Origin of the sequence: Bacillus cereus group sp. MYBK101-2, assembly GCF_051918845.1 — a bacterium.
Classification (GTDB): domain Bacteria; phylum Bacillota; class Bacilli; order Bacillales; family Bacillaceae_G; genus Bacillus_A; species Bacillus_A paranthracis.
In genome coordinates this window covers 73817-88413 of the sequence record NZ_JBQAIE010000014.1, presented here as the reverse complement: position 1 = coordinate 88413, position 14597 = coordinate 73817, and the positions used below count along the sequence as shown (strand labels likewise).

The following is a 14597-nucleotide window of genomic DNA, read 5'->3' as shown; positions in this document are numbered from 1 at the left end:
TTTGTTTTTTTATACAAAAATATGTTTGTTTTATTAAAATAATATTGTCATAGATTAGGTATACACTTATAATTTTTATATATTCTGAATATTCTTGATAAAAAGGAGGGGGAATATTGGAAGCTTTCGTAAATTGGTTAAATAATATTGTTTGGAGTCCAGCACTTGTTTATTTATGTTTAGGAGCAGGTTTATATTTTTCTATTCGAACGAGGTTTTTACAAGTAAGGCATGTAGGAGAAATGGTGAAGCTGACATTTAAAGGAGAAAAATCAGAGGCTGGTGTTTCTTCATTCCAAGCGTTAGCACTTTCATTATCAGGGCGCGTTGGGACAGGGAATATCGCTGGGGTAGCTACAGCGGTTGCCTTCGGTGGACCAGGGGCTGTATTTTGGATGTGGGCAGTAGCCTTTTTAGGAGCAGGATCAGCTTATGTAGAATCAACACTCGCGCAAATCTATAAGACAAAGCATCAAGGACAGTTTCGCGGTGGACCTGCTTATTACATTGAAAAAGGTTTAGGTGTTAAATGGTATGCATTAGTATTCGTTGCAGCGACAATTCTTGCAACGGGGCTTTTACTACCAGGTGTGCAAGCAAATAGTATTGCCGTAAGTTTAGAGACAGCTTTTGGAATTAACACTACATTATCAGGGGCTTTATTAGTTGTTGTATTAGCTCTTATCATCTTCGGTGGAGTAAAGCGAATTGTTAACGTTGCACAAGTTGTCGTACCGTTTATGGCAGTTGGTTATATTTTAGTAGCTTGTGTTATTGTCGCTATGAATATTGAAAAATTGCCAGAAGCATTTATGTTAATTATAAGAAGTGCATTTGCATTAGAAGCAGCATTTGGTGGTATTATCGGTTTAGCAATTTCTTGGGGAGTAAAACGTGGTATTTATTCTAATGAAGCAGGGCAAGGAACTGGACCACATGCAGCAGCAGCAGCTGAAGTATCGCATCCAGCTAAGCAAGGCTTAGTGCAAGCATTTTCCGTTTACATTGATACATTATTTGTTTGTTCAGCAACAGCATTTATGATGATCATTACAGGCATGTATAACGTATTTGATGCAAGCGGAAAAAACTTTATCGTAAATAAATTAAATGGTGCTCAACCAGGACCGGGATATACACAGGCAGCAGTAGAATCTGTTTTCCCTGGATTTGGAAATGGTTTCGTTGCAATCTCGTTATTATTCTTTGCCTTTACAACAATTATGGCGTATTACTACATTGCAGAAACGAATATCGCGTACTTAAATCGTGAGAAAGATCGTCCTTGGCTGTCTCTGGTACTAAAATTTGTATTTTTAGGAGCTGTATTCTATGGCTGTATAAAAACAGCAGCAACAGCTTGGGCTTTAGGTGATATCGGTGTAGGAATTATGGCATGGGTAAATATCATTGCGATTTTACTGTTACAAAAACCAGCACTAGTCGCATTAAAGGATTATGAAAAGCAGAAAAAGGAAGGAAAAGATCCAGTATTCGATCCAGGGCCATTAGGCATTAAAAATGCTGATTTCTGGGAGCATGAATACAGAAAAGATAAGAAAGAAGAAGTATCTTAATAAAATAGAAATGAAAAAGCAAAGGGAAAATCCCTTTGCTTTTTTTATGGACAAAATGAGGCTGTAAGTTATTTTTTTGCTTATTTTTGAATATAAAAAGAATGTACATGCTTTGTTAGAGGAAGGGGGGAGTATGTTGATAGAGTTTCGTAACGTAAATAAATATTATGGCAATTTTCAAGTTTTAAAAGATATTAATGTGCAAGTGAAGAAAGGTGAAGTGGTAGTAGTTGTTGGGCCTTCAGGATCGGGAAAAAGCACGTTGCTTCGTTGCATAAATCAGCTAGAGACAATTACAGATGGAGAGTTAATTGTACAAAATACGGAGGTACACAATGCCAAAACAGATATGAATGAATTACGCCGAAATATCGGAATGGTCTTTCAACATTTTTATTTATATCCACATAAAACGGTTCTTCAAAATATTACACTAGCACCTATTAAAGTAAATAAAATTTCAAAAGAGGAAGCTGAGAAAACAGCGATATTTTATTTAGAGAAAGTAGGAATTCCGGAGAAGGCTAACGTATACCCACATCAATTATCCGGAGGACAACAACAAAGGGTAGCAATTGCTAGAGGGCTCGCAATGCAGCCGGAAATTATGCTATTTGATGAGCCTACGTCTGCTCTTGATCCAGAGATGATTGGAGAAGTACTTGACGTTATGAAAACGCTAGCTAAAGAAGGGATGACGATGGTCGTTGTCACGCATGAAATGGGATTCGCGCGAGAGGTAGCTGATCGGATTTTATTTATGGATGATGGCAAAATCATTGAGGATACAACACCGGCGCAATTTTTTGCGAGTCCTGAACAAGAAAGAGCGCGTCTATTTTTAAGTCGAGTGTTAAATCATTAAAGGAGGAATTTTATGCTTAAAATGAAAAAGTTGTTTACCTTAATTGTATTTTCATGTTTATTCGTACTTGTCGTTGCCGGGTGCGGTAGTAAAAAAGATGAGGCAAAAGAAACGAATACGAAGCAAGGCGGGGCTGTTGAGCAAATTAAGAAGCGCGGGAAATTAATAGTTGGGGTGAAGAATGATACGAACTTATTTGGATTGAAAAACCCTTCAACAGGGCAAGTAGAAGGATTCGATGTTGATGTTGCAAAGGCGCTTGCGAAAAAAATTCTTGGTGATGAAAAGAAATTGGAGCTGAAGGAAGTAACGTCAAAAACACGTATTCCACTATTGAAAAACGGCGATATTGATGCAATTATCGCAACGATGACAATTACAGAAGAACGTAAAAAAGAAGTGGATTTTTCAGATGTATATTTTAAAGCAGGACAATCGTTACTTGTGAAAAAAGGGAGCGATATTAAGAGTATTGATGATGTGAAAAAGGGCGTGAAAGTGTTAGCTGTCAAAGGTTCAACGTCTACAAATAACATTCGCCAAAAATCACCGGAAGCGACTGTATTAGAATTTGAAAATTACAGTGAGGCATTTACGGCGTTAAAAGCAGGGAAAGGTGATGTGTTAACGACAGATAATGCAATTCTTTACGGCATGGCAAAACAAGATTCGAATTATGAAGTTGTAGGGAAAATTTTCACGGATGAGCCGTACGGAATTGCAGTTCAAAAAGGTGCAGATGATTTAACGAAAGAGATTAATAGCTTAATTAAAGACATGAAAGCAAGCGGAGAGTATGACAAATTATATGAGAAATGGATTGGGCAAAAACCAGAGAAGTAAAGTGATAAATAGTAAAAGTGAGAGGATGAGAGTACTCATCCTCTTCTTCTAAAGAAAGAGGGGAGAATATGTGCCTGATTTTTCTATATTAACGAATAACATTGATATGTATTTAGAAGGATTTAAATATACAGTGATGTCTAGTGTCATCGCATTAATAGGCAGTTTTATTTTAGGCATAATATTAGCGGTAATGCGTATTGCACCGATTCGCATTTTAAATTGGTTGGGAGCAACTTTTGTAGAATTTGTAAGAAATATTCCACTCGTATTAATTGCATTTATATTCTATTTCGCTTTACCTGTAGTAGGAATTACTTTAAATGGTTTTGTAGCAGGAACGGTTACGCTTACCGTATATACTGCAGCGTTTATTGCGGAAGTTATTCGCGCTGGTATTTTATCAGTCGCGAAAGGTCAGATGGAAGCAGCACGTTCTTCAGGATTGACTTATACGCAAGCGATGTACCATGTCGTTTTACCCCAAGCGATGAAAATTGTAATCCCTCCTCTAGGAAACCAATTTCTCAATTTAGTAAAAAACTCTTCCATACTCGGAATTATTGCTGGAGCTGATTTAATGTATCAAGGAGACTTAATTTCAACGAAGACATTTGTTACGTTCGATGTGTATATATTTGTCGGGATGTTTTATTTAATATTAACAATTCCGCTCAGTATGCTAGTGCGTTATTTAGAAAAACGCTTAGCAAAGGAGGCGGTGTAAATGGATTTTAAGGGAGCAATAACAGGTGATCATATTCTATTTTTATTAAAAGGATTACTTATAACGCTAGAGGTAGCACTCATAGCAATTGTACTTAGTTTTATTATTGGTAGTGTAATAGGGATATTGCGCTACATGAAAATCCCTATTGTCTCACAAATATTAGGAATTATCGTTGAAGTAATTCGAAACTTACCACTACTATTAATTATATTTTTCACGTATTTTGCACTTCCAGAAGCAGGCTTGAAATTAGAAATTATAACAGCTGCAATTGTTGCATTAACAATATTTGAAGCAGCAATGATATCTGAAATTGTTCGAAGTGGCCTATTATCTATTGAGAAAGGACAGATTGAGGCTGCAAGGTCTTCAGGGTTAACGTATGTGCAAGCGCTTTGGCACATTATTTTACCGCAAGCGTTAAGAAGAATGGTTCCGCCGCTTGTTAGTCAGTTTATTTCATTGTTAAAAGATACATCATTAGCAGTTGTTATATCACTGCCAGAGCTTATGCATAATGCTCAAATTATTAGCGGACAAAATGTAAATTATATGATTCCAACGTTTATGGTAGTAGCTTGTATGTACTTTATCGTAAATTATAGTTTATCAATTTTATCGAGAAGATTAGAACTTCGTTGACTCTTACAATATATGTAAGGGTTTTTTCCTTGTTTATCCTTATTTTCCTCTAAATAGAATCTAAATCTTGCAATAATTCAATTTTTTATATTATTTTATCAGAAAAGTTTTAATTTTATATAGAAAATGTAATCGCTTTCGTGTATATTTTTATTATCAGAAAATTTTAACAAGATATAGGGGTATTGGTAGGGGGAGGATTTAGATGCAGCAACCAACGAATGAGAAATTACATCGTACGATGAAGAGTAGACATTTATTTATGATCGCACTAGGTGGTGTAATCGGGACTGGTTTTTTCTTAGGTTCAGGTTACACCATTAATCAGGCTGGACCAGGGGGAGCCATCCTTTCCTATTTAGTGGGCGGATTTATTATGTATTTAACAATGCTTTGTCTTGGAGAGTTAACGGTAGCGATGCCAGTTTCAGGTTCTTTCCAAAAGTATGCGACGAAGTTTATTGGACCAGGAACGGGCTTTATGATCGGCTGGCTATATTGGCTTGGTTGGGCAGTAACAGTAGGACTAGAATTAACGTCAATCGGTTTAATGATGAAAAGATGGTTTCCGAATGTTGATGTTTGGGTATGGTGTCTCGTATTCGGTGTTATTTTATATGCGTCAAACGCAATTTCGGCGAAAAGTTATGCTGAATTAGAATTTTGGTTTTCTAGTATTAAAGTAATTACAATTCTTGCATTTGTTGTTCTTGGTGGTAGTGCATTATTAGGGTTTATATCATATGACGGAAAAGAAGCAGCACCTCTATTTTCTAACTTTGTAAGCGATGGCGGATTATTCCCGAATGGACTAGCTGCCGTATTACTTACAATGATTACAGTGAACTTCTCGTTTCAAGGAACAGAGTTAATCGGGATTGCAGCGGGAGAAAGTGAAAATCCAGAAAAAACAATTCCACGCGCGATCCGTAATACAGTATGGCGCATTATGTTATTCTTCATTTTAACAATGACGATTTTAGTAGGATTAATTTCTTGGAAAGAAGCTGGCGTAATTGAAAGTCCGTTCGTAGTTGTATTTGATAAAATCGGTATTCCATATGCAGCTGATATTATGAACTTCGTTATTATTACAGCGTTACTATCTGTAGCGAATTCAGGGTTATATGCGGCAACTCGTATACTATGGTCACTTGCAAATGAAGGAATGGCACCAAAGTCTTTCCAAAAAGTAAATAAACGTGGTATTCCAATTACAGCGTTAGTTGTAACAATTGCTGTAGCTGCATTATCTTTATTAACAAGCTTCCTTGCAGAAGATACAGTATACATGTACTTATTATCTATAGCTGGTTTATCAGCTGTTTCAAGTTGGATCATTATTGCCCTGTCACAACTTCGCTTTAGAAGTCAGTATATAAAAGGCGGAGGAAAGTTAGAGGACTTAAAATATAGAACACCGTTATATCCAATTGTTCCTATTTTAGCTTTAATTACAAATAGTATCGTCGTTATTAGTTTAGCGTTTATTCCAGAACAAAGAATGGCGTTATATTGTGGTATTCCATTTATCATTTTCTGCTACATATATTATTATATAAATAAGAAACGGCAGAAACCGATGAAGGTGGAGACAACAAATGAAACTAACCATCAAACAAGATGATATTGAGGCAGATTTATCGTATGGTCAATTAGCGATTGGAAAAGAAAACGGGTATTCACCATTACAATTACTCATTTCTTCAATTGCAGGATGTAGTGCAATTGTCTTTCGAACAATTTTAGAAAAGAAACGTATTCCATACGATACGTTTACAATTGAAACGGAAATTGGTAGAAGTGAAGCATTATCAAAACCAGTTGAAAGTGTTCATTTGCACTATAAAATTAAAGCACAAAACATTACAGAAGAGCAGTTGGACAAGGCGCTACAGCTTGCAGTGAAAAATTGCACGATAGTTCAATCGGTAAAAGATAGTATACAAGTTACGGAAACAATTGAACTAATAAAGTGAAATATAAAAGCGTGAGAATATAGCTCTCACGTTTTTATGTTTTTAATAAAGGGGGAAATATGATGGAATGTTTAGGGTGTAAATTAGCAGGCGGAGAGGAAAAAATATATAAAGTATATGAAGATGACTATGTAACATGCTTTTTAGATCATGCACCTTTCAATCCAGGACATACTTTAATTGTGCCAAAACAGCATGTTGTAGAAGTAGATGAATTAGATGATGTTGTAGCAAAATCCATTATGGATGCTTCTAAGATTATTGCAAAAGCGATTAAGGCATTATATAAACCAGATGGAGTTACAGTTTGTCAAAATGGTGGAGTATTTAACGAGTTAACACATTACCATATGCATGTCGTACCAAGATATAAAGAGCGCTCGTTTGCTGAATTTTATACGGTACAATCGGGAGAAAAGCACAATCATAATTTTGAAGAGACTAAGCATTTGTTAAAAGAAGCGATAGAGCATATGCTGCTTATTGAAAAGGCGTAGCGGTCAGGAAAATTCTAATATTAAAAAGCCCAATTTCTCAGTTAAAATAGAGAAATTGGGCTTTTGTTTATCCTATTATTAAATTTTATCTATAAAAAGATTTTGCAGTGTCACAAAGTATGGTGCTCATTCGTTATATAGAGTGAGAGGAGGAATTATATGAAGGTTACAAACAACGATTATGAAAAGATGGAAGAGCTATATGAGTTGTATGAACAAAAGATTTATTATGTAGCGTATTCTATTTTAAATAATATTCAACAGGCTGAAGATGTGGTTCAAGAGACGTTTATTACTCTTTATAAGAACTTGGAAAAGCTTCATAGTTTGGCTACTCAAGAGCTTAAACGTTACATTTTGAGGATTGCGAAAAACAAGGCGATTGATAGTTACCGGAAAAATAAACGACATGAAACATTTTTAGAAGAATATGAAAGAGAATCAGTAGAGGCAGTAGATGAAAATATTGAAGAGTGGGAAAAACGTAAAATGTCTGAGGTTCAAATTGATGCATTGCTAAAAGAGTTAAATGAATCTAATAGACAGGTGTTTAAGTACAAAGTCTTCTATAACTTAACGTATCAAGAAATTTCAAGTGTTATGGGGATAACGGAGGTCAATGTCCGCAAGCAGTTTGAACGCGCTCGAAAACGAGTCCAAACTATTATAGGAGGTATACAACATGACGAATTCAAAGAACTCCAAAGAAATATATGAACTTGCTGAAAAGATTGCTTTAGATGATTTTGATAAACTCGAAGAACAACATGAATTTTCACATACATATACGCGCAAAAAGAAATTGTTTATGGAAGAAATGAAGCTGAAAGATGGACAACCGCAGAAAAAGCGTAAAAGACATCGTATGTTAATCGCTGCTGCTTGCTTATTGATTGGCATGCCGACAACCGTTTTTGGTGCAGTGAAAGTCTATAATATGATTGTTCAAAAACAAAATTACGAAGTAAATGTTTCCTTAACAAATAAGGATTCGAAAAAGAGTGATCAGTGGTATAAGTTGAAGGTTGGTAAATTGCCAGAAAATATGGAAGCAATTGATGATTCTGCTATGAAATATTCATTTAAAGATAACTACGCAATGGGTGGATTTTCATTCGTTCTTTCGAGAGTGGGAGAAAATGCGGATTTTCAAACTTTATATTCAAAAAGTTATGAAGAAAAAGAGATAAATGGCAGGAAAGCAGTAATTGTCCATAAAGAAACTGGAAACAACAACGTAATGTTTGACAGAAAGGTCTTTCTCTTTTTTGAGAAAGAAGGGATTATGCTAGAAAGTTATATTGGATCCGATGTAAACGAAGAACAAATGATAGATGTGTTAGGGAGTATTTCACTTGAGCCTACGTCAAAAGAAAAGGCATCATATATAGCAGATTATGATGAAAATCGCTTTACCAAAGCAGCTGAACCGAAAGAAAATAAGGTGATTCCATTGAAAAAAGATAGTAAACGACTATTTCATATAGGACAAAAGGTGCCAGTAACGATATCTATGGATAACAGCCAAATTGAATATGTGATAGAAAAAGTTGAAGTCTTTGATTCAATCAAAGATTTTAAACAAGAGAACTTTTATGAAATGGGCTTAGGGATACTAAGCAAGAATCAAGCTTTGGATCAAGCTGGACAATTGAAACCATATAGAAGGGATAAATATAAGCTAGGAAATGGTAAAGATTCAATTGATCAATTAGTAGAGTCAAAATTAGTTCATCCTAAATTTGTTTACTTAACAACAACAGTTAAAAATATAGGTAAGCAAGCGACAGAAGAAATCTATATGCATCCATCTATAAAGCTGCTTAAATCTGAAGGTAATGTATGGAAATACGCTGAAGAAGATGGAATTGCCGAGAAAAATATTATGACGGGCGAGGTTGATTATTTAGAACCTCACGGAGAGGGAAAAAGCTTTTACAATATTGGTAGTATCCGACCAGGACAAACGGTAAATGTTAAGTTAGGTTATTTTGTAGATGAGGATAAACTAGATTCCATCTTCCTTGATGCTTTCCATTACAGAGGGAATGGAAGTACTGAAAATATGAATGCGGAATACCGTTGGTGGATTGATATTCGTCAATAGTTAAATAACTAGACTAAAAAGCTGCTTATATGTAGCAGCTTTTTAGTCTTCATACATATGTAAAATTTCTTTTGCACGTATACGTAAACCGTCTATCAATTCTTTCGGTTCTAAAACTCGTGCATCTTTCCCAAGTCTATAAAATAAAGGGATAATAAAGTTTATTTCACCTTTATCAATTGTTGAATGTATATATCCTGTCCCGTCTTCGTTTACTACTACGAATTCTTCAAGGTAAGGAACGCTTTTACATTGGCGTACACCTTCTGTTGTTAGTAAAACATGTAACTGAGTAGGACTATGTATTACGTTAGAGTTAGAGGCAAACCACTCTTCTAAATTCATGAATGTATCTTCATTTTCTTCCATTGATAATATAGAAAGAATACGATCAACGCGATACAGTAATACTTTTTTTCTACTGAAGTCATAGGATGGTAAGTACCATAGCCCGTCATGCGCATATACACCGATAGGATGAACATGTTTTGTTTTTATCCCCGATTTAGATTCGTATTGAAAGTGTAAATTTTTATTTTCAATAGCCGCAGTTAGTACTTCGTTTAAAAGAGGTGTATTAATTGTTCTCTTCGGATTCCAAAAAGCGATATAAGAACGTATTTTATCAACTTTTGCTTTCGCATCATGCTGTAGAGAGCTATACAGTTTATGTGTAACGGAATTGATTTCTGTGTTAAAAGGCAAGTTTCTGTAGTAGCTTAAAGATTGAAATGCAAAAAAGATGGAGACTGCTTCTTCTTCCGTAAATAATATAGGGGGAATGACTCTATTTGTTAATACTTTATAGCCTCCATTACGACCTTGTTCAGCATAAATAGGTAATCCCATATCACTTAAATCTACAATATATCTATGGACAGTACGAACAGAAATATTAAATTCGTCAGCTATTTCTTGAGCTGTAAATGTCTTTTTGGCAGAAGCAAATATAAGAATATCTAATAAGCGTTTAGCTTTTGACAAATGTATCACCTTTTTCTATTTAACGTGACATAAAGTGTCATGTTTTATTGTTAGTATATTGTTTACATCATAATGTTATCAAGATGAAACACAAGGAGGAAAAGAGATGTCACGTGAAATTGTTTTATTTATTGCGGCGAGCTTAGATGGATATATTGCGAAAGAAAATGATGATTTAGAGTGGTTAATGGAAACGGAAGGAGAGGGAGATAACGGTTATACAGAAATGTATGAAACAATTGATACAATAATTATGGGGAAAAGAACGTACGATTATGTAGTAGAGCATATAGAACCATTCCCGTATGTAGATAAAAAATGTTATGTTTTTTCTAACTCACAAAAAGGTTCAAACGAACACGTGGAGTTTGTAAATGAAGATGTAGTGGAGTTTACAAAAAGGTTAAAAGCACAAGAAGGATCTAAAATATGGATGGTCGGTGGAGGGAGTCTCTTAAGAGAGTTCTTTAAGAATAATCTAATTGATGAATATGTTGTTACGATTACACCGCATATATTAGGTTCTGGGGTTCCGTTATTCCAAAATAAGAACCCGGAAATTCATTTAACTTTAACAGATACGAAACGTTTTGGGCAATTTGTGAATTTATATTATAAAGTAAAATGATAAAGAAACACGACTACTGATGGTAGTCGTGTTTTTGTATAGATGGCAATGAAATAATAAAGCAAGATCCGTGATCGACTTCGCTCGTTACAGTAATAGTTCCGCCGTGTAGTTCTACAATTTCTTTCACAATAGATAGTCCTAAACCAGTTCCACCGGTAGCTCGTGATCTTGCTTTATCCACTCGATAAAAGCGTTCGAAAATGTGAGGGAGGTCTTCAGGAGGAATACCTTCGCCTTCATCTTCTATTGTAATGGTGATACGCTTATTTTCTTCTATAACAGAAATGCGGATATGAGAATGTTCTTTTGAATGTCTATAAGCGTTATTTAAAATGTTCACCACAACTTGTTCGAATCGTTGTTCATCTAAATTTACTAGCAGTGTAGGAGGACAAGAGAAAGAAACTGTAATGTATCTTTCTTTATACATGGCGTTTACTTTTTCAGATATGCGAGTAAGGAAGGTGTGTAAATGTACTTCCTTTACTTGAATAGAAAAGTTATGTTGTTCCATTTGTGCAAGTGAAAATAAATCTTGAACTAAGTTTGTAATGTAATCAGATTCGTCTTTTATAATCGATAAATATCGCAAACGTTGCTCAGGAGATGTGGTTTCTTTTAAAGCAATGTCAGCATAACCTCTTACGTATGTTAACGGCGTTCGTAATTCGTGAGCAACACTTGCTAGAAATTCACTTCGCTCTGTTTTCATATAATGTAAATCATTAGCAAGCGTTTGAATAGACGATGCTAGTTCACCAATTTCATCATTTCGAGTAGTCGTTAACGAAACTGATAAATCACCTTTACTCATTTTTTCAGTAGCATGTTTCATGTGTAACAATGGTTTTGTTAACAAACGTGATAATAGAAAGATGGTGATGGCTGTTAATAGAAAAGTAATGATCCCAGCAATAATGAATTGTCTTGTTAGCCCATTCACCATCTTTTCAATGGATTCTGTCCCAAGAAACATGTACACATAGCCTTCATGTTTTCCATCTATTACAATGGGACTAACTGTACATATATAATTAGATGTTTTCCAATGATTCTCTATAATTGCGCCTTCATGATCTGTCCGTGTTTGCATCTTTTCAATATGTCTTTTTATAGTAGTATTTATTTCGTTGGATTTAGCTAGTACATCCTTATTTGCATTTGTAATAACGACAGTCGTTTCGGCCTCGGATTCCATTAGCGCAACATGGGAGATTGTTTGCTTATCAAAATACTTTTCAAGGACATCTCTGTGACTATTTCCGCGCTTTAATAAAGCTGTCATTTCTTCATTTACTCTATTGTTGACAAGGCTATAATAAAGCAAGACAAATAGAACACTTTCGATTAAAAGTGTAACAATTAAAAAATAAAATCCGAGCTGAATAGAAATTCGCTTCATCGTTTTGCTCCTTAATCTAAAGTATCAACCCATCGATATCCGACTCCGTACACAGTTTTTAAATGATTATCAATAGGGAAATTTACTTTTCGTAATTTATCACGCAAATTACGAATATGTGAATCGACTGTTCTATCTTCTGTATTTGTATTTAATCCCCAAATTCGTTCAATGAGCTGATCTCGGCTTAATACGTAGTTCACATGACGTAAAAATAATCCGAGTAAAGAGAATTCGATTGGAGTAAGAAAAAGTTCTTCATTATGGACAGAAACGGAGTGCTTCGCTTCATCCCATATAATCCCGTGATATTGGATTTGTTTATGTTCATTTGTGCGCCTTAAAACAGCTTCAATTCTTGCGAAAAGTTCCTCCTCATGGAAAGGTTTCGTTACGTAATCATCCGCTCCGATTTTTAATCCTCGGACGAGATCTACAGTTTGATCACGAGCTGTTACCATAATGATAGGAACGTTACTAAATGAGCGGATTTTTTTGCACGTTTCCCATCCGTCCATCTTTGGCATCATAATATCGAGTAAAATAAATTTAAAGTTTTGATTTTCTATATGTGAAATCGCTTCTTCTCCGGATTGTGCACATATGCAGTTATATCCAATTGGAGTAAGATAAAGCGTTAATAATTCAAGCATTCGCGGTTCATCGTCTACGAGCAGTATATCAATCATAGAGAGCCCTCCATATATAATTTTTACTTAAATTGTAATGCAAAATCATGAAGAAATGGTGCAGATTGTAATGCGTCTGCATAATTTCTTCAGAATTGCTTGTTATTGTAAAGTTGAAATTCCATTTTAGGTAATGATATTGGCTCGAAAACGATTTATACGGAGGCGGTATAGTGAAAAAAATGACCCGAGTTTTTGGGATAACAATAATTACAGCAGTTGGTCTTGCGGCATGTGGACAAACAAATACAGATCATAAAAATCATGAATCTAAAGAAGAGAAGAAAACAGAGCAAAAGGAAATGAAAATGAATCAGGAGGTAACTGCACCGAAAGAAATGAACGAAAGTGCATCGAATGATTTATTAACGACAAGTTTAAAAAATGTAACGAGATTAAACACAAACGATCCTTTGCAAATGGCAGTATTAACTTCACAAACGATATGGCCAGCAACGCATAAAGAGAATCAGCCAGGCGCTATTATTTTAGTACCAGTAAACGAGTGGCAATTAGGTACTGCGAGTGCGGATCTTATTCATCATCCGAATAACGGGCCAATTTTATTTATAGAAAAAGAAAAGGTACCCGAAATGACGTTAAAAGAAATAAAACGATTAAATCCGCTCGGAACGAAAGATGGAACACAAATTATGGTGATGGGGGATGTAGGTTCATCTATCCTTGAGCAATTAAAAGAATATAAAGTAAAGCAAATAAAAGAAACAGATCCAGCTACATTTGCAAAAGATGTGGATAAAGAATATGCCGATATAACAGGAAGCTACCCAAATAGTGTTATTATCGGTTCGTCTGAAGAAGAAGGACGTTTATATACAACACCAGCTGTAAACTGGATTTCTCATATGCCAGAACCACTACTCTATACAGAAAAGAATAAAGTGCCAGAAGCGACGATAGAGGCATTAAAGATGAGAAAAGATAAAGCGAATATATATGTATTAGGACCAGAAAAAATCATTTCAAAAGCAGTAGAAAAAGAGTTAAGTAAATACGGGAAAGTAACGCGTATTAGTGGAGAGACTCCAGTAGAAAATTCTATTGCATTTGCGAAATTTAAAGATGAAAGAACAAAATTTGGATGGGGGTTCACAAAACCAGGCCATGGTGTATCATTTGTTTCAAACAAAACACCAGACTTGGCAGTTGCAGGAGCACCATTTTCACATATGGGTAAACATGCACCTGTTATCTTATTAGAGGAAGGAAAAGCTTCACAACCAGTGTATAATTTCCTTGCTACTATTCAACCGAAGTTTAAAGATGACCCAACACTTGGCCCGTACAATCATGGATTCTTATTAGGAAATACTGAAAATATTTCATTTGAAACGCAAGGTATATTGGATGAGAGGCTAGAGATTGTACAAGAAAATGGTCAAGGGCACGGTGGACATTAATAAAAGAAGCAAAGACGCTACTGAGGTAGCGTCTTTTTATTTAGGAAACTTTTACGTAGGACAAAATCTTCTACTCGTTATATAATCTGTCCTTAGATAAGGAGGGAATATATCGTAAGACACCGAAATTTGATAATTATAATCATTTTGTTACTTGAACCAATAGGAATTGTGATGAAGACTATTTTTGCATTGCGTTCCAAATATTGATTTGTCAAAAGTAATGAACT

The 14597-nt window shown here is 35.1% G+C and carries 15 protein-coding genes; 12 read left to right on the top strand and 3 right to left on the bottom strand.

Annotated elements, in window-relative coordinates; genetic code table 11:
- The first annotated feature begins 116 nt into the window (after positions 1–116).
- The 10 genes from ACTFSI_RS22195 to ACTFSI_RS22150 all read left to right on the top strand — a co-directional run bounded on the left by ACTFSI_RS22195 (position 117) and on the right by ACTFSI_RS22150 (position 9240).
- Positions 117–1577, top strand: coding sequence for an alanine/glycine:cation symporter family protein (locus ACTFSI_RS22195; RefSeq protein ID WP_138322486.1), 1461 nt, complete (start codon positions 117–119; stop codon positions 1575–1577).
- A 136-nt stretch (positions 1578–1713) separates the two neighbouring features.
- The gene (locus ACTFSI_RS22190; protein ID WP_014481570.1) at positions 1714–2442 is read left to right on the top strand and encodes an amino acid ABC transporter ATP-binding protein; all 729 of its coding nucleotides are present in this window, start codon (positions 1714–1716) and stop codon (positions 2440–2442) included.
- A gap of 12 nt (positions 2443–2454) precedes the next feature.
- Complete coding sequence (gene glnH, locus ACTFSI_RS22185) at positions 2455–3285, top strand: glutamine ABC transporter substrate-binding protein GlnH (protein ID WP_000916475.1); 831 nt, start codon at positions 2455–2457, stop codon at positions 3283–3285.
- A 70-nt stretch (positions 3286–3355) separates the two neighbouring features.
- On the top strand, positions 3356–4012 hold the full coding sequence (locus tag ACTFSI_RS22180; protein WP_001112662.1) for an amino acid ABC transporter permease: 657 nt from the start codon (positions 3356–3358) through the stop codon (positions 4010–4012).
- Complete coding sequence (locus tag ACTFSI_RS22175; RefSeq protein WP_000345953.1) at positions 4013–4657, top strand: amino acid ABC transporter permease; 645 nt, start codon at positions 4013–4015, stop codon at positions 4655–4657.
- 205 nt (positions 4658–4862) lie between these two features.
- Positions 4863–6284, top strand: coding sequence for an amino acid permease (locus ACTFSI_RS22170; protein ID WP_001187091.1), 1422 nt, complete (start codon positions 4863–4865; stop codon positions 6282–6284).
- Positions 6259–6636, top strand: a complete 378-nt coding sequence (locus tag ACTFSI_RS22165) for an OsmC family protein (protein WP_000778859.1) — start codon at positions 6259–6261, stop codon at positions 6634–6636. Before ACTFSI_RS22170 ends, ACTFSI_RS22165 begins: the two co-directional genes overlap by 26 nt.
- A gap of 59 nt (positions 6637–6695) precedes the next feature.
- Positions 6696–7133 (top strand): HIT family protein, encoded by a 438-nt coding sequence (locus ACTFSI_RS22160; RefSeq protein ID WP_228547395.1) that lies wholly within the window; start codon positions 6696–6698, stop codon positions 7131–7133.
- Positions 7134–7292: 159 nt separating this feature from the next.
- Positions 7293–7850: an RNA polymerase sigma factor gene (locus ACTFSI_RS22155; RefSeq protein WP_000869282.1), complete on the top strand. Its 558-nt coding sequence runs from the start codon at positions 7293–7295 to the stop codon at positions 7848–7850.
- A complete protein-coding gene (locus ACTFSI_RS22150; protein ID WP_000185105.1) occupies positions 7816–9240 on the top strand; it encodes a DUF4367 domain-containing protein in 1425 nt (474 codons plus the stop codon). Before ACTFSI_RS22155 ends, ACTFSI_RS22150 begins: the two co-directional genes overlap by 35 nt.
- A 42-nt stretch (positions 9241–9282) precedes the next feature.
- On the opposite strand, the gene ACTFSI_RS22145 is transcribed toward ACTFSI_RS22150, so the two are convergent.
- Positions 9283–10233, bottom strand: coding sequence for a helix-turn-helix transcriptional regulator (locus ACTFSI_RS22145; RefSeq protein ID WP_138322484.1), 951 nt, complete (start codon positions 10231–10233; stop codon positions 9283–9285).
- A gap of 97 nt (positions 10234–10330) precedes the next feature.
- Here ACTFSI_RS22145 and ACTFSI_RS22140 point away from each other — a divergent pair, with 97 nt between their 5' ends.
- Positions 10331–10852, top strand: a complete 522-nt coding sequence (locus ACTFSI_RS22140) for a dihydrofolate reductase family protein (RefSeq protein ID WP_000085785.1) — start codon at positions 10331–10333, stop codon at positions 10850–10852.
- A 13-nt stretch (positions 10853–10865) separates the two neighbouring features.
- On the opposite strand, the gene ACTFSI_RS22135 is transcribed toward ACTFSI_RS22140, so the two are convergent.
- Positions 10866–12257, bottom strand: a complete 1392-nt coding sequence (locus tag ACTFSI_RS22135; RefSeq protein ID WP_000822566.1) for a sensor histidine kinase — start codon at positions 12255–12257, stop codon at positions 10866–10868.
- 11 nt (positions 12258–12268) lie between these two features.
- Positions 12269–12946 (bottom strand): response regulator transcription factor, encoded by a 678-nt coding sequence (locus tag ACTFSI_RS22130; protein WP_000565452.1) that lies wholly within the window; start codon positions 12944–12946, stop codon positions 12269–12271.
- 173 nt (positions 12947–13119) lie between these two features.
- Here ACTFSI_RS22130 and ACTFSI_RS22125 point away from each other — a divergent pair, with 173 nt between their 5' ends.
- A complete protein-coding gene (locus tag ACTFSI_RS22125; protein WP_044791353.1) occupies positions 13120–14367 on the top strand; it encodes a cell wall-binding repeat-containing protein in 1248 nt (415 codons plus the stop codon).
- The last annotated feature ends 230 nt before the right edge of the window (positions 14368–14597 follow it).

What these genes read in the sequence shown, in the direction of transcription:
- ACTFSI_RS22170 (WP_001187091.1), top strand. Translation starts at nt 4,863, where the DNA reads ATGCAGCAACCAACGAATGAGAAATTACATCGTACGATGAAGAGTAGA.
- ACTFSI_RS22135 (WP_000822566.1), bottom strand. Translation starts at nt 12,257, where the DNA reads ATGAAGCGAATTTCTATTCAGCTCGGATTTTATTTTTTAATTGTTACA.
- ACTFSI_RS22160 (WP_228547395.1), top strand. Translation starts at nt 6,696, where the DNA reads ATGATGGAATGTTTAGGGTGTAAATTAGCAGGCGGAGAGGAAAAAATA.
- glnH (WP_000916475.1), top strand. Translation starts at nt 2,455, where the DNA reads ATGCTTAAAATGAAAAAGTTGTTTACCTTAATTGTATTTTCATGTTTA.
- ACTFSI_RS22165 (WP_000778859.1), top strand. Translation starts at nt 6,259, where the DNA reads ATGAAACTAACCATCAAACAAGATGATATTGAGGCAGATTTATCGTAT.
- ACTFSI_RS22130 (WP_000565452.1), bottom strand. Translation starts at nt 12,946, where the DNA reads ATGATTGATATACTGCTCGTAGACGATGAACCGCGAATGCTTGAATTA.
- ACTFSI_RS22175 (WP_000345953.1), top strand. Translation starts at nt 4,013, where the DNA reads ATGGATTTTAAGGGAGCAATAACAGGTGATCATATTCTATTTTTATTA.
- ACTFSI_RS22150 (WP_000185105.1), top strand. Translation starts at nt 7,816, where the DNA reads ATGACGAATTCAAAGAACTCCAAAGAAATATATGAACTTGCTGAAAAG.
- ACTFSI_RS22140 (WP_000085785.1), top strand. Translation starts at nt 10,331, where the DNA reads ATGTCACGTGAAATTGTTTTATTTATTGCGGCGAGCTTAGATGGATAT.
- ACTFSI_RS22155 (WP_000869282.1), top strand. Translation starts at nt 7,293, where the DNA reads ATGAAGGTTACAAACAACGATTATGAAAAGATGGAAGAGCTATATGAG.